We start from the raw sequence: 23,756 nt of genomic DNA, 5'->3' as shown, positions 1-23,756 counted from the left end.
CAAGATGAAAGTAGCAATTGTAGGTGCAAGTGGAGCCGTAGGACAAGAGTTTCTGCGCATCCTCGCTGAGAGAAATTTCCCAATGGACGAACTGGTACTGTTTGGCTCAGAGCGCAGTGCCGGAACGAAGTACAATTTTAAAGGTAAGGAGATTGAGGTTAAACTGCTTCAGCACAACGACGATTTTAAGGATGTCGACATCGCCTTCACTTCAGCAGGTGCAGGCACATCGAAGGAGTTTGCCGAGACTATCACAAAGTATGGTGCTGTAATGATTGACAACTCGAGTGCATTCCGTATGGACGACGATGTACCCTTGGTAGTGCCCGAGTGCAACGCCGAGGACGCCCTGAACCGTCCTCGTGGAATAATCGCTAACCCTAACTGCACCACTATCATGATGGTAGTTGTTCTCCAGCCTCTGGAAAAGCTCTCTCATATAAAACGCATCCATGTTGCTTCATATCAGAGTGCTTCAGGTGCCGGTGCCGCTGCCATGGCCGAACTGCAGCAGCAGTACAAAGAGATGGTAGAGGATGGTGAGGTTAAGACCGTAAAGAAGTTCGCCCACCAGCTGGCTTATAACGTTATCCCTCAGATTGACGTGTTCCAGCCAAATGGCTACACCAAGGAGGAGATGAAGATGTTTAACGAGACACGTAAGATTATGCATACCGATGCTAAGTGCTCGGCCATGTGTGTACGTGTTAGCTCACTGCGCTCTCACTCAGAGAGTGTTTGGATTGAGACCGAGCGCCCCATCAGCGTAGAGGAGGCTCAGAAGGCTATCGCCGCTGCTCCCGGCTGTACACTGAAGGACGATCCCGCTACACTTACCTACCCCATGCCTCTGGAAACTGCCGGCAAGGACGATGTTTACGTAGGTCGTGTACGTAAGGACCTGAGCGACGAAAACGGTCTGACCTTCTGGCTCAGTGGCGACCAGATACGTAAGGGTGCTGCCCTTAATGCTGTTCAGATTGCAGAGTACTTAGTTAAGGTTGGAAATGTTAAGTAAGTTCTTATACAGGGCAGCTATGGTGGCTGCCCTGGTATTTTTGACCGCTTGCGGTGGTGGTGACGATGATGGACGCCGACTGGGCGAAATGATTGTCGGCACTTGGCAACGCGGTTGGGGCGAAGGTGATGTTGTGATTGATGGCGACACCGACTTAGGCCCCGATAACTTTACGTACGATCAGTTTGTTTTTCGTGGTGATGGCAATTACAACGGCATGGTGCGCAAAGGTACTTTTACCGCCTACGACACAGAAGGTATGGTGATTTACGAAGGCGACTATCAGTGCGACAACAATAACCTGAAACTTACATATGTTGACGATGGCGGAGCCAAGCGCTCGCTCCTAGCACAGGTGGTTTCGTTTACCGACAGTTCTGTGCTTATCAGGTACGACTACGAACAAAAAGGCATAACCGTTACTTTCATTATTCGCAAACTATCAAACGAAACTAACGGTTATTCGTCATCTTCAGTTACATCGCGGTAATAGAAATCCTGATAGTATTCTATCTCGCTATTGGCTGAGAAATACCCCAAACAGCCACCAGTAAAGTTATCAATAGGATTGGTAGCCGTGCTCGACATCTGCTGCATAGAGTACAGATAGTCGTAAGCACGCTGATCGATGGCACGTATAACAATATGCAGCTCGTCGCCATCCTGTAGAACGTCATTATCGTGCTGACCATCACGGAAGAAGGTAAACAGCTGCTGAAGTTCCTTGTTCGGATTCTTATCATCCTTCATCACCGCCCAACGATAACCTAAACCATTACGATAAATATGCATAAAATACCAGTTACTCTCGTTAGGTATGTCCTGCAGGCGCAAGTCACCAAACAAGTAACGCTCCGTCAGCATCTTCTTCCACACCAGTTTAAACTCGTTCATCTTGGGGGTGCGCTGCATGGTAGAAGTTGACGTAAAATGGTGTCCTTCAACCTCAACATCCAACTTATAAACAGTGCCGGCAATACCAGCAAACTTTGAACGGTAGTAGCCATTGCGTACGAAGGGGATGGTAGCAGTGGTACCATCGTCGGCCGTCATTGTAACGGTAGCGTTGTTCACATCACTGCCAGTAGCATTATCTTCCATCGCATTGGTGGTGCTCACACGTATCTCCGTACCATCATTGTTAATAGTACCTTCAACCACATAGCGTGTATCGTGACTATGATAGTCGATGCTGATTTCCTTTGTACACGACATCAGCCCTAATATACCTATTATATATAGTAATCTACGCATAGCTATCAGAAATTAATATTAAACGATACCGATGGTACAATGCCGAACAACGAATACTGCTTGGCCTTGGTGCCTGCACCATACTCACCATCCTCAAAGTTAATGAGGAAGGGGTTGTAGCGGTTATACAGATTGTAGATACCGAACACCAGCTGATGGGTGCGATTTCTGTATTTCTTGCTCCACACAGCACTTACATCCAGATGATGCGAGGCTGGTGCGCGATAACCATTACGCTCGGTGTAGTAATATATCCAGTTGTCCTCAATCATATACTTTCCACTGGGGGCTGTGAAAGCCTGACCACTGTTATATACCCACGAGGCACTCAGGTTCCAACGCTTATTCAGGTGATACATAGCCACGATGTTGATGTCATGACGGCGATCGTTGTTAGCATCGTACCAGCGTCCCTGATTTATACCATCAATCTTGGTTTTCGACCACGAAAGCGTGTAACCAATCCATCCCGTCAGTCTGCCGTTGTTCTTTCGGGCACTCAGCTCTATACCGTAGCCCTTGCCCTTACCCGCCAGCATCAAGCGCTCAATTTCTATCTCACTGGCAAACGATTTGCCATCGCGATAGTCTAACACATTATTAATATGACGATAGTAAACCTCGGCCGAGAAGTCGTAATCCTGATTGGGCGTCATCATAAACAAGCCTGCACTCACTTGGTCGGCCACCTCGGGCTTAACAATGTTACTGCTCATGGTGTAACGGTCGAAGGGTGTTGCAGTGCTCTGGTTGCGTAAGGCATGCACATTCTGCGAAGTACGGGTGTAACCGAACTTAAGAGAGGCAACAGGTGATAGTTGATAGTTAACAGAGAGTCGGGGCTCAAGCACTGTGTGGGTTTTAACTATCTGGTTCTTACCATAGTTGTAGTACCAAGCTATGTCGCCATTATCTTCCAGATCGTAATACAACGAACCACCCAAAGGCGAGAAGGCACTCACACGCAGACCGGCCGAAACATCAAGTTTTTTGGTGATGGGCACCATCAGGTTCAGCCAAAATGCATTATCCCAGGCACGGCGCTGTTCCTTCTCGTGCAACGACACCTGTTTCCACTCGGCCGACTTCACATTAAGCAAAGCCGTTTGCAAACCAGCATCTAGCCTATACTTTCCCAGATTGGCATGGAAATCCTGTCGGAAACCTGTCTGACGGATATGACCAGAGAACCAGATATTCATACCCAGAAAATCAATACCATTATCCGTCTGATAGCCGCTGTAGTAAGCCGTCGACTGAGCATAGGCATTACTGCCAAAATGGTGCAACCACTTTAAACTGGTTGAAAGGTTGTTCCAACGGATGTCAACCATATCCTCAAGTGCCGTACGGTCGTGACCTGTAAAGAAACTCAGAAACAGTTGGTTGTTCTCGTTAATGGTCCAGTCAGCCTTGGCGTTGATATCGTAGAAATACAAAGTATTACCTTTAAAATCGGGCGATAGTTTCAGAAACATGTCCATATACGAACGGCGTGCCGTAACTAAAAAGGCGGCCTTATTCTTCACAATCGGGCCTTCGATGGTACCCTTTGCTGAAAGGAGTCCGATACTGGCGCCACCGTGGTACTCGCTCTTGTTACCTGTTTTTCCGATAATATCAAGCACCGCACTCGAGGCGCCACCGTACTGTGCTGGCAGCAAACCTTTATAGAGCGTAGCCGACACAAGTGCATCGCTATTAAAGGCCGAAAACAATCCAGCCAGGTGCCCCACATTATATACAGGAGCAATATCAACCAGTATCTGGTTTTGGGCCGATGTACCACCTCGCACCTGGAAACTGCTAGATGCATCACTCTCGCTCTTTACACCTGTAAGCAGCTGCATAGAGCGCATAATATCATGTTCGCCAAACAGTTGCGGCGAGTTAGTAAGGTCCTTCAGTTGCACCTGCTCAGCACCAGTCTGTATCTGACGCAGACGCTGGCGAGCCGAGTTCGACTTCACCACCACCTCATCAAGCTGTTCCTGTCGCAGGGTATCGGGTGTTATAGGCATGGCAACAAGTGCCGTAAGTAGTAATGTTGATAGAAACATGTTGCAAAGTTAATAGATTTTTTTGGAAACTCCAAAAAAAATATCTATCTTTGCCACCGAATATTACAAAAAACTAATTTGTTATGAAGAAATTATTTATTGCCGTAGTGGCTATTGCAGCACTCTGTGCTTGTGGAAATGGCGAGAAAAAGTATCTCGACTATCGTGGACTCTCAATGGGTATGCCCTTCAAAACCTTCTGCGACTCGCTCGCTGCTCGTGGTTTTGCTATCGATTCAGCCAAGACCGACTCTGATTTTGCCCGTGTATCGATGTATCACCCCAACCTTAACTACCGTCTGATGTTAGCTCAGCGTAACGATACGTTGGTTGCACTGCAGGAGAACTACACCATCTCTACCAACGATAGCACCCGAAAAATGTGGCAGCAGATGCACGATGCATTCGAGGAGCAACTGGGCGCTTGGCCTAACATGCTGAAGGATGGAAAAGACCACCGTATCGCAAAATTCGAGGATAAAGGTGGTTTCATCACCCTTACCCTCGAAAATACATATAAGCCAACTTTAAGTGTACTTTATCAATCAAAGTAGCATAATGGTGTAGAGGTAAACTACTGCAGCGGGGATGGCCAGCAGCGACGAATCGAAACGATCAAGCATGCCACCATGTCCGGGCAGTATGTTACCGCTATCCTTAATACCGATGGTGCGCTTAAACAAGCTCTCCACCAGATCGCCCCAGGTACCAAAGATAACTACGGTGAGTCCCAATCCAGCCCACTCAACAGCGGTCAGTCCTAACTGGTTAAGCTGATACTCATCGGTAAGATACCATACCAGCACGGCAACGGCTATCACTAAGATACCACCACCGATGCTGCCTTCCCAACTCTTTCCTGGCGAAATGCGGGGGAAGAGTTTATGTTTGCCCAACAGCGATCCACAGAGGTACGCTCCTGTATCGTTCATCCACAGGAACACGAAAACCGACAAGGGCAACACAGCATCATAAGCCACAAATCCCTGAGGCGCAGCGTGGAATGCCAGCGTATTAAGCAGCGAGAACGGCAGGGCGATATACAACTGAGCCATCATGGTATAGGCCCAATCATGTATGGGATCCTCGTTCTTCAGGTACAGCTCAGCCACCATCAGATAGATGATAGACACAAGGTAAGGGATGAACACAGCAGATGGGGTAAGCTCGCTGCAGAAACCTGCCATGGCAAAAAAGAGATATACACCTGCCACAGTAGATATCATGCGGTTAACCGTCACCTGCGCACGTTCGTTAACCAATCCGGTAAACTCCCAAATGGTCAGTCCTGTAATCAGCGCAAACAGCAGCACCATTGCCTGCGGACGCAAAAAGCTGCACACCAGCACGGCAACAAACAGCACGCCAGTAATAGCTCTAACAATAAAATTACGCATCCTTATCCTCCTTTTCTTCGGGTTTACTCTCTAATGCTTTCTGCTCAGCAGCCTTTGCTTCTGCTTCGAGCTCCTTGGCACGCTCTTCAGCCATACGCTCAGCATCGGCTTTCATCTGGGCTTCAAGCAACTCCTCTGCACGACTGGTCCAGGGACGCTTACCAAAGATTTTCTCTACATCCTCGGCAAAAATCACCTCACGATCTATCAGCAACTGAGCCAGCTGGGCATGTCCCTCCTTATGCTCGGTAAGTATCCGCTTGGCACGCTCGTATTGCTCATTTATCATACGCAGCACCTCATCGTCCATAATCTTTGCCGTGGTTTCCGAATAAGGTCTCTGGAACTGATACTCTGCATTATTATAATAACACACGTTAGGCAGTTTTTCGCTCATACCAGCATAAGCAATCATGCCGTAAGCCTGCTTGGTAGTGCGCTCAAGGTCGTTCATAGCACCTGTCGAGATATGACCCACAAACAGCTCTTCGGCTGCGCGACCACCCAACAGCGAACACATCTCATCCAGCATCGCCTCCTTGGTTTGCAGCACGCGCTCCTCAGGCAGATACCAGGCAGCACCAAGGGCCTGTCCACGTGGCACGATAGAAACCTTAACCAATGGGTTGGCAAACTCGGTAAACCATGAGATGGTAGCATGCCCAGCCTCGTGAATAGCTATCGAGCGTTTCTCGGCCTGTGTCATCACCTTGGTCTTCTTTTCAAGTCCGCCAATAATACGGTCAACGGCATCCAGGAAGTCCTGCTTCGTTACAGTCTGACTATTATGACGGGCCGCAATCAGCGCAGCCTCATTACAAACATTGGCAATATCAGCACCCGAGAAGCCTGGTGTTTGGCGAGCCAGGAAGTCGATATCTACGCTTTCGTCAATCTTCACAGGCTTCAGGTGTACCTTAAATACCTCCTTACGCTCGTTCAGATCAGGCAAATCAACGTGTATCTGACGATCGAAGCGTCCTGCACGCAGCAGAGCTGAATCAAGCATATCGGCACGGTTGGTAGCAGCCAGAATAATAACACCGCTATTTGTACCGAATCCGTCCATCTCAGTCAACAGGGCATTCAGCGTATTCTCGCGCTCATCGTTACCGCCCATGGCAGGATTCTTTGAACGAGCACGTCCCACAGCATCAATCTCATCGATGAAGATGATACAAGGACTCTTTGTTTTGGCCTGCTGGAACAAATCGCGTACACGACTGGCACCAACACCCACAAACATCTCTACAAAGTCAGAACCACTCATTGAGAAGAAAGGCACACCAGCCTCGCCTGCTACAGCCTTAGCTAACAGGGTTTTACCTGTTCCCGGAGGACCGACCAGCAGGGCTCCCTTGGGTATCTTACCTCCCAAGTCGGTATATTTCTGTGGATTCTTCAGGAAGTCAACAATCTCCTGTATCTCTTGTTTGGCACCAGCTTGTCCGGCAACATCCTTAAACGTGATGCCTAACTCACCACCCTTCTCATACATCTTTGCTTTGCTCTTGCCTACGTTGAAGACACCGCCACCAACGCCGCCGCCTCCGCCGCCCATGCGACGCATCAGGAATATCCACAATCCTACTATAAATAAAATAGGAATGAGGTTAGATAGAATCAGCGATAAGAACTCGTTATCACGTTTATTATCGAAAGCCAGATCACCGGTAAACACCTTTTCATCCTTAGCCTTGGCTACAAACTGCTCAACCTGATCTACGCTACCGAATTCTACCTCCAGATAAGGCTCAACACCCGTTTGCTGCGTTCCCTGGTGGAACACATCACGGATATGTTCGGGCTTTACATACATACGTAGCATGCTCTGGGCCTTGTTTACCACAATCTTTTTGGCATAGCCACGCTCAACCATAGTTTTGAACTCGCTATACGATGCGGTTTTTGCTACGCTACTATTTTCGGCACCACCACTGGTAAAGTAAAGCAGTCCTAAAGCCAGAATAGCGATGAAATATATCCAGTTCATGTTGAACTTGGGCATATTCATCTTAGGACCGTTAGCACCGTTATTATTGTTTGGTTTTTGATTATTCTCCATATACCTATTATATATATATTAGTCTAAATCTGGAATACGAGTCAGAGGTGCATCTTCCCACAGATGTTCCAAATCGTAATACTCGCGCACATCGGGCAAGAAAATGTGTACCAATACGTCAGTATAATCCATAGCCACCCACTGAGCGTTTTCAAGTCCTACTACGTGTGCAGGTTTCTCGCTTAACTGTTCGCGCACCATATCCCCCACCGACTCAGCAATAGCCTCGACCTGCGTGGGCGAGTTGCCAGTGCAGATAATGAAATACTGACAGATGGTTCCTTCTATTTTAGTCAGGTCGGCCACTACAATATCGCAGCCCTTCTTCTCCTGAATCGCGTCTTTAATTGTTTCTACAAGTTGTATCATTCAAAATTTGCTATTATTTGTGCACAAAGGTAGTGTAAATTGCCCAAAAAACAAAGAAAAAGTGAAAAATTTGCGGTTTTTTATAATTTTTCCCCAAAAAATTTTGGTAGTTCAAGAAAAAGTAGTACCTTTGCACCCGCAAAACAGAACAAGAGAGTTCTTAAGCAAAAACATTTTGGGGTATGGTGTAATGGTAACACTGCAGATTCTGGTCCTGCCTTTCCTGGTTCGAGTCCGGGTACCCCAACTAAAAAGGTCGCTAAGTTTTGAACTTAGCGATTTTTTTATTATAAGCATTTTACAGCGTTTTTCTTGCTTAATTCAGCTAAAAAATGTATCTTTGCCACGATTTTTAAAACGAAAATCGAAATATGGCAAAAGAACAATCGGCAACAAAAGAGCGGCAGCACACCAACCTGCGCGAGCCGCGACGATACAAAGTAACAATATACAACGACGATTTTACCACGATGGAATTTGTGGTGAAGATACTTACACAAGTGTTTTTTAAAAGTGAGACAGAGGCCGAGGCACTCATGCTGCAGGTACACCATAGCGACAAAGCAGTGGTGGGTATCTATAGCTATGACGTTGCCACATCGAAGGTGCGTAAAGCCACCAACATGGCCCGTGAAGAGGGATTTCCCCTCCGTTTAACTGTTGAACCAGAGGAATAACTATGGCAGAGATAAAGCAAACCAAACGCGCCGCCAGGATGCTCAGCGATACTATGAAGTGCTGCAAAGAGTACCGACATGAGTTTATCATGCCCGAGCACCTGCTGTTGGTAATGATGGACGACAATGAGTTTTACAACACACTCGACAGCTACTATTCAGCCAACCTGTTTCAGGAGCGAATAGAAAACAAGTTAGACGAAGTAGAGACCGTACCCGAAGACATAGATTACGAACCCGAAGCATCGACACAAATGGGACAACTGATAGAGTTTGCCTGCGCGCAAATCATCAATAGCAGTGCAACAGCACTCGATGTTCCTCACTTGGTGATGGGGTTACTTAATCTACCAGAATCTTGGGCCTGTTACCTACTGAAAGATGCGTTAGGCGATAATGAAAGCAACTTTATGAGCGACCTGATTAGCGCCTACGAGTTAGCCGACCAACTGGGCACAGGCGACCAGCAAAAGGGCCAGGAAGCCTGGCGCCGACTGGTTACCTGTATGAACACACTGTACCAACAGCACAACCCACTGATTGGTTGCGAGCAGGAGTTGCAGCGTACTATACAAGTACTTTGTCGACGTGACAAAAACAACCCGCTGCACGTGGGCGAACCCGGTGTAGGCAAAACAGCCCTAGTTTGGGGACTTGCACGCATGATTGAGGAGGACCAGAACCTACCTGAACGCCTGAAAGGCAGCAAGATATACCAGCTTGACCTGGGCACACTGTTGGCAGGCACTCAGTATCGCGGCGACTTTGAGAACCGCATTAAGCAAATAATGGAGGGCATACAAGAGGAAAGCGACAAAAACATCGTTTACATCGACGAGATACATACGCTGGTAGGCGCAGGTGCCACCGGCGAGGGCGCCATGGATGCTTCGAACATGCTGAAACCTTACTTAGAAGCTGGCGGCATCCGTTTTATCGGATCGACAACCTACGAAGAGTACAACCGTCACTTTGCCCGTTCAAAAGGTCTGGTGCGCCGTTTCCAGCAAATCGACATTCCCGAGCCAACACCCGAAGAAACCAAGCACATCGTGCGCCAGTTACGCTCGCAATACGAGAGTTTCCATCACGTCACATACGACGAGGCGGCACTCGACTTTGCCGTTGATGCCAGCTATAAATACGTAAACGACCGTTTTCTACCCGATAAAGCCATCGACTTGATAGACGAAGCAGGAGCTGCAGCAGAGCTTAAAGATGGCGCACAACCTGCAAACGTCAACAAAGTCGATATTGCCGATGTACTGGCAAAAACCTGCAAGGTAGACACTATGGCTATGAACAGCGATGACGATAACGCTCAACTGGAAACACTGGCCCCACGTCTGCTCCAGAAGATATACGGACAGGACGAGGCTATCCGTCAGGTAGTAGAAGCTGTACAGATGTCGAAAGCCGGACTGCTTGATGACAATAAGCCGCTGGCATCACTATTGTTTGTTGGTCCCACAGGTGTGGGCAAAACAGAGGTGGCACGCGTGCTGGCCAAAGAGCTTGGCATAGCGTTGCTACGTTTCGATATGAGTGAATATACCGAGAAGCACACCGTTGCCAAGCTGATAGGCTCGCCTGCAGGCTATATAGGCTACGAGGATGGCGGACTACTTACCGATGCCATCCGCAAAACACCTAACTGCGTGTTACTACTCGACGAGATAGAAAAAGCGCATCAGGACATCTATAATATCCTGCTGCAGGTAATGGACTATGCACGCTTGACCGACAACAAAGGGCGCAAGGCCGACTTCCGCAACGTGATACTGATTATGACCTCGAACGCAGGTGCCCAATATGCTGCACAAGCCAACATAGGCTTTACAGGTAACACATCGCGCGGCGAGGCCATGTTGAAACAGGTAAAGAAAACATTCAAGCCCGAATTCATCAACCGCCTGTCGGGCACGGTAGTGTTCAACGATATGGATCACGAGATGGCCACACTCATCCTAAAGAAGAAGTTAAGCGAGTTGCAGGACAAACTGACCGCGAAACAAGTAGAGATGACACTGAGCGACGAGGCCTTTAAGCTGCTGCTTGACGAGGGCTACACCCACGAATACGGTGCCCGCGAGATGGACCGCGTGATAGCCCAGCGACTGAAACCGCTACTCATGCGCGAGATACTGTTCGGCAGTCTGAAACAAGGTGGACATATTATAATAAGTACACGCGATGGCAGTTTATCAATTGGATAACGATCTGTGGTTTCCCGATCCACACCTTGGCGAAGAGGATGGATTAGTGGCTGTGGGCGGCGATCTATCTGTTGACAGACTTCTGCTAGCCTACAGCAATGGTTTCTTCCCCTGGTTTGCCTACCGACACCAGCAGGAGCCGCTATGGTACTGTCCGCTGCAGCGCTTCGTTATATTTCCTAACGAAGTACATATAAGCCACTCCATGCAACAAGTTATCAGGAAGGGCGAACTACAGATAACCATCAATCAAGACTTTGAAGGGGTGATACGTGGCTGCGCCACCGCCCAAAACCGCAACAACGACGAAGGCGCCTGGTTAGGTCCTGAAATGATTGAGGCCTATACCGAGATGCACCGACAGGGATTTGCTGCCAGTGTTGAAGTGTGGCAGGGCGAGACACTAGTGGGAGGTCTGTACGGCATAAACCTAGGTACAGCCTTTTTCGGCGAGAGTATGTTCTCATTAGTACCCAACGCCTCAAAGTTAGCCCTGATACATCTGGCACAAACCTTCGATAAACTGGGCGGCAAACTGATTGACTGCCAGTTTGAAACACCACATTTAAAGCGCATGGGAGGCCGTTTTATACCCTACGAAACCTATATCAGACTCCTAAAATCGTGAAAAATTGTAGCGCACTGTAAACAAGTGTAAAAAAGACCCGTTTTCGCACACAAATCGATTGTGTTCGCACACAACAGCTTGATGTATATCAAAAGAAGTGTACTTTTTTGAGGAAAGTACATCATATTTCTTGTGTGGTTGCAAAAATCGTCGTACCTTTGCAACGTCAAAAGAAAACAAGAGTTCTTTAATAGAAGCATAGAAAACAATACAGAGGTATTAGTTAAGGTATATAAAGATTGATTGATTTAGGTTTTAGTTAGAGTTAATAGTTAGTTAGAATTTGGTTTTAGGTTTATTAGTTAAATTGGAGATAGGTATTTCTAAGGTGTTAGAAAAGATTTGTTAGTAAGGATAACAAAGACGCAGTGGTGACACTCCGTTTTTTCTCAGAAAAAGGTTTTTAGTTATTCATAGATTGTTGGTGCCGCCCTCGAGTCGTTGATGACCCTTGAGCGGCTTTTTTTTGCTATCTACTAAAACAGTAAATTATGAATTAAGCTTGCTTGAGTTTCAACTTATCAGCCCAACTTCCTTTGAACAAGCGCACAAGGAAGATAATACCACGGAAGGTAAGTTCGATGGCCATAGCAGTCCATACACCCATTAAACCCCATTTGGGAGCCAGTGTGGCAGCCAACGACAAACGAACAGCCCACATAGAACCCAAACTCATGATGGCCGGGATGATGGTATCGCCTGCACCCACGAAAATACCGTTAACTACAATGGCAGCAGCAAACATCGGCTCTGCCCATGCTTCGATACGCAGAACCTGAGCACCCAGAGCTATCACTTCATCAACAGGCGACATGATAGCCATCAACTGTGGTGCAAAAGTCCACATCAGCACACCCATCAGTGTCATTACCATCATGCCTAAACCAACCGACATATGGGCAAACGAGCGGGTAAGCTGTTTCTGCCCTGCACCTATACCCTGTCCCACCAATGTAGTGGCAGCCTCGGCAATACCGAAACCAGGCATATAGCATAAACTCTCTACCGTAATAGCCAACGAATGGGCAGCAATAGCAATCGTACCCAATGGTGCCACAATCAGCGTGCTCACCATCTGAGCCGATCCCATTAGCAGATGCTGCAAACCCATGGGGGCACCAATTCTGAAAGCAGTACCAATGGTATCAGCTTTTGGCTTGAATGAACCTGGGCGTCCTACCAATGAGAGCATTTTTGAGCGTACCAATAGGAAATACAGCATCAGACTAGCTGTAACCAGCATGGCCATACCTGTACCAATGGCAGCACCCATCACACCCAAACCTAAAATATAAATAAACAGGTAGTTAAACACCACATCCATCACGCACATGCCGATATTCAACATCGAGGGAATCTTCATGTTACCCGAGCACTTGAGCATAGAACCTGCCAATCCCTCCATCTGAAAAAAGATACCACAAGCTCCGAAAATACCGAAATACAATGAGGCATCGCGGGCAATCTCAGCCGTTCCTCCCATCCAATAAGGCAGGAATGGACTGATAGCTACCGATGTAATGGATATCAATAGTGCCCAAACCATACAGCACACTAAAGCCTGGCGCAAGACACGACGGGCCGCCTCAAAGTCGTTGGCACCAATAAAATGCGCCACCTGCACCGAAAAGCCCATGTTAGCTGCCGAAGCCAAACCACCCAACAGCCAACCGGTAGTTTCCACCAGACCGATTGAAGCCGATGCCTTGGCACCCAAATGGCCCACCATCGAGGCATCGATAAAAAACATGATGGTAGCTGATATCTGTGCCAGGATCGAAGGAATACTCAAACTAACAATCAACCAAAGTTTTTCTCTTTGGCTCATCTCACGTCCTTCACGGATGTATGAAAGCAGTAGTTCGCTATTCTTAACCTTCTTCATGTGGCAGTTATGTCTGTTGTTAAATGAAAAAAGGATGTGACCGAAATCACATCCTAACTTGTTGTTGTGGGCGTTGACGGATTCGAACCGCCGACCCTCTGCTTGTAAGGCAGATGCTCTAAACCAGCTGAGCTAAACGCCCTCATTTCTTGTAAGCGGGTGCAAAGGTAAGAAGATTTTTTGAAACTACCGCATGTTTTACAAGAAATCTGTTAGAATTTAACCTTCATTCACATTTTAACCCAATAAATGCTCAATATCGCCCTGTGGAAGTATGCAAAGTATAGCTTTTCCATCGGGTGTATAATTGACGTTCGAGCACGAGAAAAGATCGTTAATGATGCTCTCAATTTCGTCGTTAGTCAGTATCTGACCATAAGGAATGGCAGCACTCTGGGCTAGGCGGAGTGCCAAAGCAGTATGAATAGCCTCTATCGAATCGGCTGCACTCGTTGATGACAGCATGTCGTGCAGCAGGTTCTGCGGATTAATACCTTCGAGTCCAGCAGGAATACCATTCACAGCATAGGTATTACCACCTAAATCGCTCAGGTCGAAACCATAAGCGGTAAGTTCGGGCAACAGCTGCTGCATGGTAACACCCTCGGACGGCGAGAATGTAATCGTTTCAGGGAACAGCATTTTCTGGGTGCTGATAACATGACCGTCGTGCTGATTCAGGTAACGATCGTAAAGCACACGGATGCTGGCACGATGCTGGTCGATAATCATCAGACCGGATTTTACTGCCGTCATCAGGTACTTGCCCTTATACTGGTAGTGAGCAGGCGACTTCTCAGAGAGAATCTCGGTAGCCGACTGTGGCGCCACAACGTTTTCATCGTCAAAGAACGATGGTTGCTGTACAGGTTCCTCACGGAACGAGCCCTGTTCCACACCCTGATACAAACTCTCCCACTGATTAGGCACACTGCTGGAACTACTTCCACCACTCTGCTTAAACGGATTATAATCTGGGTTATAGTTAACCTTGGGCGCAGCAAAACTATCTTGGAAAGTGTTGCTGTTACTATCAAACAAGGGAATGTCTGGTTGTCCCTGAGTATCGAAATCAATCGAAGGCACTTCGCAGTACTTGCCAATACCATCACGAACAGCTGCCGACAGAATCTGCCAGATGGCCTGTTCATTCTCAAACTTAATTTCGGTCTTGGTAGGATGTATGTTCACATCTATCTCGCCTGGCTCTACTTCTATATACAAGAAATAAGGTACAGCCATACCTTCGGGCACCAAACGGTCGTAAGCTTTCATCACAGCCTTGTGAAAGTAAGGGTGCTTCATAAAGCGACCATTGACGAAGAAATAGTCGCACCCAGTTTTTTTGCGGGCAGCCTCAGGTTTACCCACAAAACCAGAAACCGTACACATGGCTGTATGCACCTCAACAGGTACTAAATCCTGATTATACTGTTTTCCAAACACATCTGCAATGCGCTGACGTACAGAGCCTGCACGCAGGTTCAGCATCTCTACCCCATTATTGTGCAAGGTAAAATGAATATCGGGATAAACGAGCACGATACGCTCGAAAGCTGTCAAGATATTATTCAGCTCGGTAGCATTCGTCTTCAGGAACTTGCGACGGGCAGGTACATTGAAGAACAGGTTATCAACCTTAAAGTTAGATCCCACCGGACAAGATACCGGTTCCTGTCGAGTTACCTTCGACCCAGCAATTGAAACCTTGGTTCCTATCTCATCTTCCTGTCGACGTGTTTGCAGTTCAACCTGTGCCACGGCAGCAATCGAAGCCAAAGCCTCGCCACGGAATCCCATGGTGTGCAGGGCAAACAGATCGTCGGCCTGCGAGATCTTCGATGTAGCATGGCGCTCGAACGCCAATCGTGCATCGGTCTCACTCATGCCCTTACCATCGTCGATAACCTGAATAGAGGTACGACCAGCATCCACCACAATCACATGGATGGTCTTGGCACCTGCATCAACAGAATTCTCAACCAGCTCCTTGATAACAGAAGCCGGACGCTGTATTACCTCACCAGCGGCAATCTGGTTAGCAACACTATCGGGAAGAAGATGTATTAAATCCATTTTTCAGTCTTAGTTTTCAACGCTTTTCTTTTCGCGCCAATTGAAAATGTCGTAGCGATTCATTGGGCGCACGTAGTTATACCACGCAAAGCCTGGCAGATGCTTACGATCATTAGGGATCTGGTTTAGCGGATACATCGTACCACTGCTCTTGGGTGTCCATACCTTTTGCAGTTTACGGTCCTTCAGGAACATACGAAGTTCGGATGTTTCCTGGTAATTATAGATAATCGCCACGCTGTCGCCCTCCTCAAAATAATAACCTATCAGCACATTACCCTTAGCTTGGGCTTCGTGGATGGCACCATCAATAAAGTAGGCAAACATCTCCTTCGACGACACCTGATTATAAAGCGTAGTATCGCTACGAAGTTGTTGTATCGAGAAACAGTTGTCGATAACATGGGCATGATCGATCAGCGAATCTTTCATAAACACCTCGATACGGTCGCCCACCAACTGCTGGTTATTGTTCCACACGATAGGATCGTGATAGAGCGTCATACACGAATCGAGCGAGTTATAGATAAGTGAGTCGCAAACAGCCTGCACATCGTTTCGGAATGCACGCACATGATGGAAAGCAAAGATTTTGCGATACACCGAATCGGTTTCAATATTATAGGTTACCACCTTAAATGTATCGGCATGCATAAACAACGAGTCGCCCTGCGAGTAGTCGATGGCTACGGCACTATCCGTACACAGCGCAAAACCGGTATTCTCGTAGTACTCGCCATAGTTACCTGTAAGTTTATTCTTGTTTACAGAATCCACATACACAACGTTGCGGAAGGCCTGGCTAAAGCCCTGTTTGCTGTCGTAGTACACACTATCTCCCACCATCATCTTTCCCTGATTAGAGAGAACCGAGCGGTTCATCAGGCGGGCACGGTCGTTCTTGGTATCATAATAGCCTTGCTCGGAATAGATATGGCTCTCTCCCGAGGTGATATTCGACGGACCAACAATATGAGCCATCGACAAACGGGTGTCGTAATAAAGAGTATCGGTAGTGAGGAAGAACTTGGGACTCTTCATCTTCACATCGTAATTGAATACCGACATTTTGCTCTTGGTGTTATATTCTCCCCAGTCGGAGGTAAGCGTAGTCTTACCGTCAATCATCTTTCCACCCTCAAAGAAGTAGGCATTATCATACAAACGGTCGTAATCAAGGCTATCGGTATAAAGAGTGGTCTTCTTATGCTTCAGCACCACATTATAACGGGCACGAGCCATCTGCTCGTTACCATCGTAATAAGCATAATCGCTCAACAGCGAGAGCGTATCGCCCTGGTACATCTTCACATGTCCGAACGCCTCGAACGAATTGCTAGCCTCATAGAAATAGGCACTATCGCAATACAATCGGGCACCCTGATGTGTAAAATGTACCTTACCATTCAGAATGGTGGCATCGGGATTCTTCAGCTGGTCGTAATGCAGCACATCGGCATGCACCAGATACACACGTGTATCCTTAGCCTTAGCCGTTTTACGTGCAGCCGGACGACGACGCTGCTGCTTTTGCTGGGCAAATGCAGAAACGAAGCCAACCATCAGAACGATTGACAGGAATAGAGCAGCTCTACTTAATCCAACCTTCATATTCGAAATTGCAATCCTTATAATCGTCGTTCAGTCGGGTATAAGTACTCTTAATCTTATCTACTACCCACTGATGGATACGGTCCTCACGACGCTTATTCAGCACCACGTCCTTCATAATCTGGAAGTCCTCGGTTACAGAGGCCTTATGACCTTCGGTACGACTCTTCAGCTTAGCAATCACACATACGGTCTTACCACGCTGGTTAATCATCTGGAAGGCATTAGAGATCTCACCCACCTTCAGTGTATCAACAGCCTTGGCAATCTCAGCAGGCAGGTCCTGCATACGGAACTTAGATGAGGTCTTACCAGTACGCATCTGATCGGTACTCAACAGTCCCTTGGCGTTACGGGTATCCTTATCGTCAGAAATCAGTGAGGCAGCATCCTCAAAGCTGAATTTCTCGGCACGCAAATCGGCCGCAATAGAATCCAGACGACCCAAAGCACGGTCAACAGACTCCTGCGATACCACAGGCTTACGCAGGATATGACGTACATTCACCTTGTCACCACGCTTCTCAATCAGCTGGATGATATGGAAACCGAACTCCGACTCAACAATCTTCGACACCTTTTTAGGATCGGTAAGATTGAAAGCAACAGCAGCAAAGGCAGGATCAAGGGTACCACGTCCCATCAGACCGAGCTCACCACCACGACGAGCAGAACCTGGGTCCTCAGAATACAACTGTGCCAAAGTCTGGAATCGGGTTTCACCCTTATTTACACGCTCTGTATAGTTACGCAGTTCATCCTTTACACGGTTCAGTTCCTCCTGTTCAATCTTTGGGGTAAGCTGTACAATCTGTACTTCAACCTCGGTAGGAACAAAAGGCAGACTATCCTGTGGCAGGGCACTGAAATAGCGACGAACCTCAGCAGGTGTAACGGCAATATCCTCAACAAGCTTCTGCTTCATTTTCTGTACCATCTGACGATCTTTCATTTCCTCGCGCAGGTCGGCACGAATCTGTGTCAGGTTCTGGTGCTTGTACTCCTCGAGGCGCTCACGTGAACCATCAACCATCTCGAGCCAGTAGCTAATCTGCTGCTCTACCTCCTGTGCCACATCGGCATCGGTCACCTCAATACTATCAATCTGAGCCTGGTGCTTGAACAGTTTCTGAACTGCAATCTGCTCTGGAATAGTGCAGTCGGGGTTTCCACTCCATTTTACACCTTCCATAGCCGACTGCATGCGCAGGGCTTCAACATCCGAACGGAGGATGGCTTCATCGCCAACCACCCATACCACTTCGTCGATGACGGTACCAATAGAATCCTTCTTCTGGGCAGTAGCTACCAAAGGCAAGGCCAGAAGCGCCAGTGTCATTACTTTCTTTATAATACTCATAGATGTTTATTTACAGTTTTCAATACTTCTTGATTCACTTCTACCTGATAACGATGGCGTAAGGCTTCAACCCACTCCTGCTCCAGGTAATCCTGCAGATCCTCAACCACTTGCTGACGCACATCCTGATAGTTATCTGGACGCTTCAGTTTCTTGCCATATACAGCATCGATGGGATAATTAGCATCAGATGTTGAACTGGTAGCCTGCTTAAACACCATCTTATCAATGGTAGGATTATCGCCAAGTTTAAACAGTCCTTTCTCCACACGGATGCGGATCACAGAATCGGGGTTAAAGGTAGTACGCAAAGCCTCTGCCCACTGATCGAAAGGCAGATTCTTTACACATTGCTTTACAGCCTTTACATCTTGCTTGGTTTTCACGTGGTAGGCAATGCCGCGGTAACGGGGTTCCTTCCATGTGTATTTCTTTTTATGGGTGTCGAACCAAGCCTTCAGTGCAATTTCATCATTCTGGGCTTTGCTCCACACCTCGCGGTTGCTGATTTCGTAAAGCAACAAACCGTCGTGATACTCTTTAAACAGATATTTCAGCTCGCTGTTGGCAGCAGCTACCGAATCGGCTTTCTGCTGCATCACATCATTGGGCTTCAGCTTGCCTGCCGACGCTGCCACACGGTTACGTAACTTCATATCTGCAATCTCGTTACGGATACCATGACGCTCAAGCGATGCAACAATGCTCTGTTTCAACGAGTCGAATGGTTCCAGTTGTTTACGTTCTTTCATCAAGATGATGTGGTAACCAACAGGACTCAGGAATGGCTGACTTAACTGACCAGGTGCCAGCGAATAAGCCACATCCTCGAACTCCTTCAGTGTTTGTGAAGGTGCAATCCAAGGCAGTTCGCCTCCACGGACAGCCGAACCAGTATCTTCAGAAACCTTCTTGGCCAATTCCGCGAAATCAGCTCCTGCTTGCAGGGCACGATAAACAGAATCGATACGCTGGTGTATCTTTTCCTGCTGCTGAACGGTAGCTTGCGTCGACAACTTTAATAGGATGTGCGCTGGGCGTACCAATCCTTTCGAGCCAATCATCGCCTGAGTGCGTTCGTACATCTGTCGGGCCTGATCAAGCACCTCGGCATCGGTCACCATCGTTGGGCGCACCTGCTGGTCGCGATACATCTGGTATTCCTGACGGAACGACGACAGCGTATCGAGTTTAGCATCGAGGGCTGCAGCCACCTTCAGCTTATAATTTATAAATAAGGTGACATACTCATCCACCGACAGTTTGTCGATTACCCCTTCGCCATTGTTCTTATTGTACGAATACTCGAACTCTGAACGAGAAACAGGAACACCGGCCACGGTCATTACAACCGGGTCGGTAGTCTGTGCCAATGTTTGCTGCGAGGTAATCGCAGCAAACAATGAAAGGGCTATGGTGAGTTGTCTCATCATTAATCGTTTGGACGGCTGTAGTTAGGAGCCTCACTGGTGATAGTGATATCGTGTGGATGCGACTCGTTTACACCGGCATTGGTAATGCGTGTAAACTTGGCATCATGCAACTTCTCGATAGTCTGGGCACCGCAGTAACCCATACCTGAGCGCAAGCCACCAACCATCTGATAAATCACTTCCTGAACGGTTCCCTTGTAAGGAACACGACCAGCGATACCCTCTGGTACAAGCTTCTTCACATCCTTGGTGTCGGCCTGGAAGTAGCGGTCCTTCGAACCATGCTCCATAGCCTCGAGCGAACCCATACCACGATAGCTCTTGAACTTACGTCCGTTATAGATAATGGTATCGCCAGGGCTCTCCTCGGTACCAGCCACAAGCGAACCAATCATGACGCTGCTACCACCGGCAGCAAGTGCCTTTACGATATCGCCTGAGTAGCGCAGACCGCCATCAGCAATCAGAGGAACATTAGTTCCCTTCAGGGCGCTGTATACATCATAAACAGCACTCAGCTGAGGCACACCAACACCAGCAACCACACGAGTGGTGCAGATTGAGCCTGGGCCAATACCAACCTTTACAGCGTCGGCACCGTTGTCAACCAGCATCTTAGCGGCAGCACCGGTAGCAATATTTCCTACCACGATATCGATATTGGGGAACGAAGCCTTTGCCTCGCGCAGCTTCTCGATAACACTCTTTGAGTGTCCGTGGGCTGTATCAATAACAATGGCATCAACACCTGCGTTAACCAGAGCCTGCATACGGTCAAGAGTATCAACGGTTACACCTACACCGGCTGCAACACGCAAACGTCCCTTATCGTCCTTACAAGCCATGGGCTTATCCTTTGCCTTGGTGATGTCCTTATAGGTAATCAGTCCAATCAATCGGTTATCCTTATCTACAACAGGAAGTTTCTCAATCTTGTTCTCCTGCAGAATCTGTGCAGCAGCAGTCAGATCGGTCTGCTGATGGGTGGTTACCAGGTTCTCCTTCGACATGATTTCCTCTACGGGGCGATCCAAGCGACGCTCAAAGCGCAGGTCGCGGTTGGTTACGATACCCACCAGGCGACGGTCATCGTCAACCACGGGGATACCACCGATATGGTACTCCGACATGATTTCGAGGGCCTGAGCCACGGTGCTTCCCAATGGAATAGTGATGGGGTCGTAGATCATACCATTCTCAGCACGCTTTACAATCGCTACCTCGCGTGCCTGGTTGTCTATCGACATGTTCTTGTGAATCACTCCGATACCTCCCTCACGGGCGATGGCAATAGCCATCTGGCTTTCGGTTACTGTATCCATAGCTGCCGTTACAAAAGGAACGTTCAGCTCAATGTGCTTCGAAAAACGGGTTTTCAGCTCCACCGTTTTGGGCAGCACCTCCGAATAAGCGGGAATCAACAGGACGTCGTCGAATGTCAGACCGTCCATCACAATCTTGTCTGCAATAAATGATGCCATAATCTTTATCTCTTTTTAATTCTTCAAATCTTCAATTCTTAGTTCGCCATCTCCGAAATGAACTTAATGCGTACCAGTCGGATTTCGTCTTCCGAGTAGTCCTCGCCAAGCTCTTCCTCAGCCACACTCAGCTTATCGGTTTCGCTCTCGGCAAAGTAGTCGTAGATATCATCTACGTGATCTTCATCCATTACCTCCTCAAGGAAGTAATCAATATCCAGTTTGGTACCGCTATAAACGATTGCCTCAACCTCGTCGAGCAGTTCCTCGAACTCAATACCCTGTGCTTCAGCGATATCGTCGAGTGCTATCTGACGATCGATACTCTGGATAATCTTGACTTTCAGCATTGACTTTTTAGCAACGGTACGCACGCGCATGTCAACCTGTCGTTCAATCTCATTCTCTTCGCAGTAGGCCTTAATCAGGTCTACAAACTCTTGAGCATAAGGCTGCTTAACCTTACCTTCGCCCACACCCTGGATACACTTCAGCTCCTCGAGTGTGATGGGATAGTCGGTTGCCATCTGGTCGATCGACACATCCTGGAAGATAACGTAAGGTGGACGACCTAACTGTCGCGAAACCTTCTTACGAAGGTCAAGCAACATAGCCGTCAGCACAGGATCAAGGGCGCTTAGTCCACCCTCCTGATCAGCCGACTCATAGTCGTCGTTAAATTCAGCATCCTTCACGATCATAAACGATTTGGGAGCCTTTATAAACTTCTTACCAGCGGCAGTCAGTTTCAGCAGTCCGTAGTTCTCTACCTCTTTACGCAGGTAGCCGGCTATCAGCGCCTGACGGATTACTGGGTTCCAAATCTTCTCATCGTCATCGGCTCCAGCACCAAACAGTTCCTGCTCGTCGTGATGATGAGCCAGAATCTCTTCGGTAGGTTTACCGATAATAAAGTCAATCACATAGTCCGAGCGGAAATTCTCCTTGATAACCTGGATCGTCTTCAGTACAATAACCAACTGTTCCTGAGCTTCGATCTTGGTCTTGGGGTGCAGACAGTTGTCGCAGTTACCACAGTTATCCTTCTCGTAGGTCTCACCGAAATAGTGTAACAACATCTTACGGCGACAAACCGACGTCTCAGCATAAGCAGCGGTCTCAACCAACAACTGACGACCGATATCCTGCTCGGCCACAGGTTTACCCTCCATAAACTTATCGAGCTTCTGCAAGTCCTTATACGAGTAGAAGGCCAGGCAGATTCCCTCGCCACCGTCACGTCCGGCACGACCAGTTTCCTGATAATAGCCTTCCAACGACTTAGGTATGTCGTAGTGAATCACAAAGCGCACATCGGGCTTATCGATACCCATACCAAAGGCGATGGTAGCCACAATCACATCGATATTCTCCATCAGGAACTCATCCTGGGTATTCGAACGTGTATTCGAGTCAAGTCCGGCATGATAGGCAGCAGCCTTAATACCATTCACACGCAGGATCTCGGCCAACTCTTCTACCTTCTTTCTCGACAGGCAGTAGATAATGCCGCTCTTTCCTGGGTGCTGCTTAATGAACTTGATGATATCCTTATCTACATTCGCAGTCTTTGGACGTACCTCGTAATACAGATTCGGACGGTTGAACGAGCTTTTGAACTCAGCAGCATCCACAATACCAAGGTTTTTCTTGATATCAGTACGAACCTTATCGGTAGCAGTAGCCGTAAGCGCAATGATAGGTGCCTTACCTATTTCATTTACGATAGGACGGATTTTGCGATACTCAGGACGGAAATCGTGACCCCATTCTGAAATACAGTGAGCCTCATCGATGGCATAGAAAGATATCTTAACCGAACGCAGGAACTCTACGTTCTCTTCTTTTGTCAACGACTCTGGAGCAACATATAACAGTTTGGTTCTACCAGCCATCACATCCGATTTCACCTGATCAATAGCCGCTTTGTTCAGCGACGAGTTCAGGTAGTGGGCAGTACCCTCGGTTTCGCTCATGCTGGTAATCACATCCACCTGATTCTTCATCAGCGCAATCAGCGGCGAAATCACAATGGCTGTACCCTCCATCAGTAGCGAGGGCAACTGGTAGCACAATGATTTTCCACCGCCTGTTGGCATCAGCACAAAGGTATCGTTGCCATCCATCAGGTTCTGGATAATACGCTCCTGATCGCCTTTGAATGTGTCGAATCCAAAGTACTTCTTCAGGGCTGCTGTGAGATTCATCTTTTCGCTCATATATTAT

At 47.8% G+C, this 23,756-nt stretch carries 18 protein-coding genes and 2 tRNA genes; 7 read left to right on the top strand and 13 right to left on the bottom strand.

All coding sequences use genetic code 11. The annotated features are described in order from the left end of the window. Positions 1 to 4 precede the first annotated feature (4 nt). Entirely contained in the window at positions 5 to 1,018 is a 1,014-nt protein-coding gene (locus PRU_RS00250) for an aspartate-semialdehyde dehydrogenase (RefSeq protein WP_013065686.1), read from the top strand. Beyond that, a complete protein-coding gene (locus PRU_RS00245; RefSeq protein ID WP_013064298.1) occupies positions 1,008 to 1,508 on the top strand; it encodes a lipocalin family protein in 501 nt (166 codons plus the stop codon). The genes PRU_RS00250 and PRU_RS00245 overlap by 11 nt, the downstream gene beginning before the upstream one ends. On the opposite strand, the gene PRU_RS00240 is transcribed toward PRU_RS00245, so the two are convergent. Continuing rightward, positions 1,478 to 2,272, bottom strand: a complete 795-nt coding sequence (locus PRU_RS00240) for a DUF4249 family protein (protein ID WP_080517152.1) — start codon at positions 2,270 to 2,272, stop codon at positions 1,478 to 1,480. The genes PRU_RS00245 and PRU_RS00240 overlap by 31 nt on opposite strands. A 5-nt stretch (positions 2,273 to 2,277) precedes the next feature. Then, the gene (locus tag PRU_RS00235) at positions 2,278 to 4,332 is read right to left on the bottom strand and encodes a TonB-dependent receptor plug domain-containing protein (RefSeq protein ID WP_013065586.1); all 2,055 of its coding nucleotides are present in this window, start codon (positions 4,330 to 4,332) and stop codon (positions 2,278 to 2,280) included. 83 nt (positions 4,333 to 4,415) lie between these two features. On the opposite strand from PRU_RS00235, the gene PRU_RS00230 reads away from it, so the two are divergent. Continuing rightward, a complete protein-coding gene (locus PRU_RS00230) occupies positions 4,416 to 4,886 on the top strand; it encodes a hypothetical protein (protein ID WP_013065003.1) in 471 nt (156 codons plus the stop codon). Here PRU_RS00230 and PRU_RS00225 read toward each other — a convergent pair. From PRU_RS00225 to rsfS, 3 genes are all read right to left on the bottom strand, one after another. After that, complete coding sequence (locus tag PRU_RS00225) at positions 4,878 to 5,729, bottom strand: phosphatidate cytidylyltransferase (protein ID WP_013063745.1); 852 nt, start codon at positions 5,727 to 5,729, stop codon at positions 4,878 to 4,880. The two genes, PRU_RS00230 and PRU_RS00225, sit on opposite strands and share 9 nt — an antisense overlap. Continuing rightward, positions 5,722 to 7,743 (bottom strand): ATP-dependent zinc metalloprotease FtsH, encoded by a 2,022-nt coding sequence (ftsH, locus tag PRU_RS00220; RefSeq protein WP_013065261.1) that lies wholly within the window; start codon positions 7,741 to 7,743, stop codon positions 5,722 to 5,724. The genes PRU_RS00225 and ftsH overlap by 8 nt, the downstream gene beginning before the upstream one ends. A 69-nt stretch (positions 7,744 to 7,812) precedes the next feature. Beyond that, positions 7,813 to 8,163, bottom strand: a complete 351-nt coding sequence (gene rsfS / locus PRU_RS00215; RefSeq protein ID WP_013064674.1) for a ribosome silencing factor — start codon at positions 8,161 to 8,163, stop codon at positions 7,813 to 7,815. 176 nt (positions 8,164 to 8,339) lie between these two features. Between rsfS and PRU_RS00210 the strand changes: the two genes are divergently transcribed. The 4 genes from PRU_RS00210 (at position 8,340) to aat (ending at position 11,684) form a co-directional block, all read left to right on the top strand. Further along, a tRNA-Gln gene (locus PRU_RS00210) sits at positions 8,340 to 8,410 on the top strand. A gap of 124 nt (positions 8,411 to 8,534) precedes the next feature. Beyond that, the gene (locus tag PRU_RS00205) at positions 8,535 to 8,840 is read left to right on the top strand and encodes an ATP-dependent Clp protease adaptor ClpS (RefSeq protein ID WP_013063523.1); all 306 of its coding nucleotides are present in this window, start codon (positions 8,535 to 8,537) and stop codon (positions 8,838 to 8,840) included. A gap of 2 nt (positions 8,841 to 8,842) precedes the next feature. Further along, complete coding sequence (clpA, locus tag PRU_RS00200) at positions 8,843 to 11,056, top strand: ATP-dependent Clp protease ATP-binding subunit ClpA (protein WP_013064452.1); 2,214 nt, start codon at positions 8,843 to 8,845, stop codon at positions 11,054 to 11,056. Beyond that, entirely contained in the window at positions 11,034 to 11,684 is a 651-nt protein-coding gene (gene aat, locus PRU_RS00195) for a leucyl/phenylalanyl-tRNA--protein transferase (RefSeq protein ID WP_013065577.1), read from the top strand. The genes clpA and aat overlap by 23 nt, the downstream gene beginning before the upstream one ends. Positions 11,685 to 12,180: 496 nt before the next feature. Here the strand turns inward: aat and PRU_RS00190 are convergent, their stop codons facing one another. From PRU_RS00190 to recQ, 8 genes are all read right to left on the bottom strand, one after another. After that, entirely contained in the window at positions 12,181 to 13,569 is a 1,389-nt protein-coding gene (locus PRU_RS00190) for an MATE family efflux transporter (RefSeq protein WP_013065007.1), read from the bottom strand. 67 nt (positions 13,570 to 13,636) lie between these two features. Next, a tRNA-Val gene (locus tag PRU_RS00185) sits at positions 13,637 to 13,711 on the bottom strand. 95 nt (positions 13,712 to 13,806) lie between these two features. Then, positions 13,807 to 15,645, bottom strand: coding sequence for a DNA mismatch repair endonuclease MutL (gene mutL / locus PRU_RS00180; protein ID WP_013063045.1), 1,839 nt, complete (start codon positions 15,643 to 15,645; stop codon positions 13,807 to 13,809). Positions 15,646 to 15,654: 9 nt separating this feature from the next. After that, on the bottom strand, positions 15,655 to 17,256 hold the full coding sequence (locus tag PRU_RS00175; RefSeq protein WP_139294854.1) for an OstA-like protein: 1,602 nt from the start codon (positions 17,254 to 17,256) through the stop codon (positions 15,655 to 15,657). Next, positions 17,237 to 18,616 carry a peptidylprolyl isomerase gene (locus tag PRU_RS00170; protein ID WP_080517151.1) on the bottom strand — a complete coding sequence of 460 codons (1,380 nt, stop codon included), beginning with the start codon at positions 18,614 to 18,616 and terminating at the stop codon, positions 17,237 to 17,239. The genes PRU_RS00175 and PRU_RS00170 overlap by 20 nt, the downstream gene beginning before the upstream one ends. Beyond that, positions 18,613 to 20,046: a peptidylprolyl isomerase gene (locus tag PRU_RS00165; RefSeq protein ID WP_013063905.1), complete on the bottom strand. Its 1,434-nt coding sequence runs from the start codon at positions 20,044 to 20,046 to the stop codon at positions 18,613 to 18,615. The genes PRU_RS00170 and PRU_RS00165 overlap by 4 nt, the downstream gene beginning before the upstream one ends. 2 nt (positions 20,047 to 20,048) lie before the next feature. Further along, positions 20,049 to 21,530: an IMP dehydrogenase gene (gene guaB / locus PRU_RS00160; protein WP_013064397.1), complete on the bottom strand. Its 1,482-nt coding sequence runs from the start codon at positions 21,528 to 21,530 to the stop codon at positions 20,049 to 20,051. A 38-nt stretch (positions 21,531 to 21,568) separates the two neighbouring features. Beyond that, positions 21,569 to 23,749 (bottom strand): DNA helicase RecQ, encoded by a 2,181-nt coding sequence (gene recQ / locus PRU_RS00155; RefSeq protein ID WP_033151026.1) that lies wholly within the window; start codon positions 23,747 to 23,749, stop codon positions 21,569 to 21,571. Between the last annotated feature and the right edge of the window lie 7 nt (positions 23,750 to 23,756).

Source organism: Xylanibacter ruminicola 23, from assembly GCF_000025925.1.
GTDB lineage: Bacteria > Bacteroidota > Bacteroidia > Bacteroidales > Bacteroidaceae > Prevotella > Prevotella ruminicola.
Note: the sequence above shows the minus strand (reverse complement) of the source record. Positions and strands in the feature narration are given on the sequence as shown.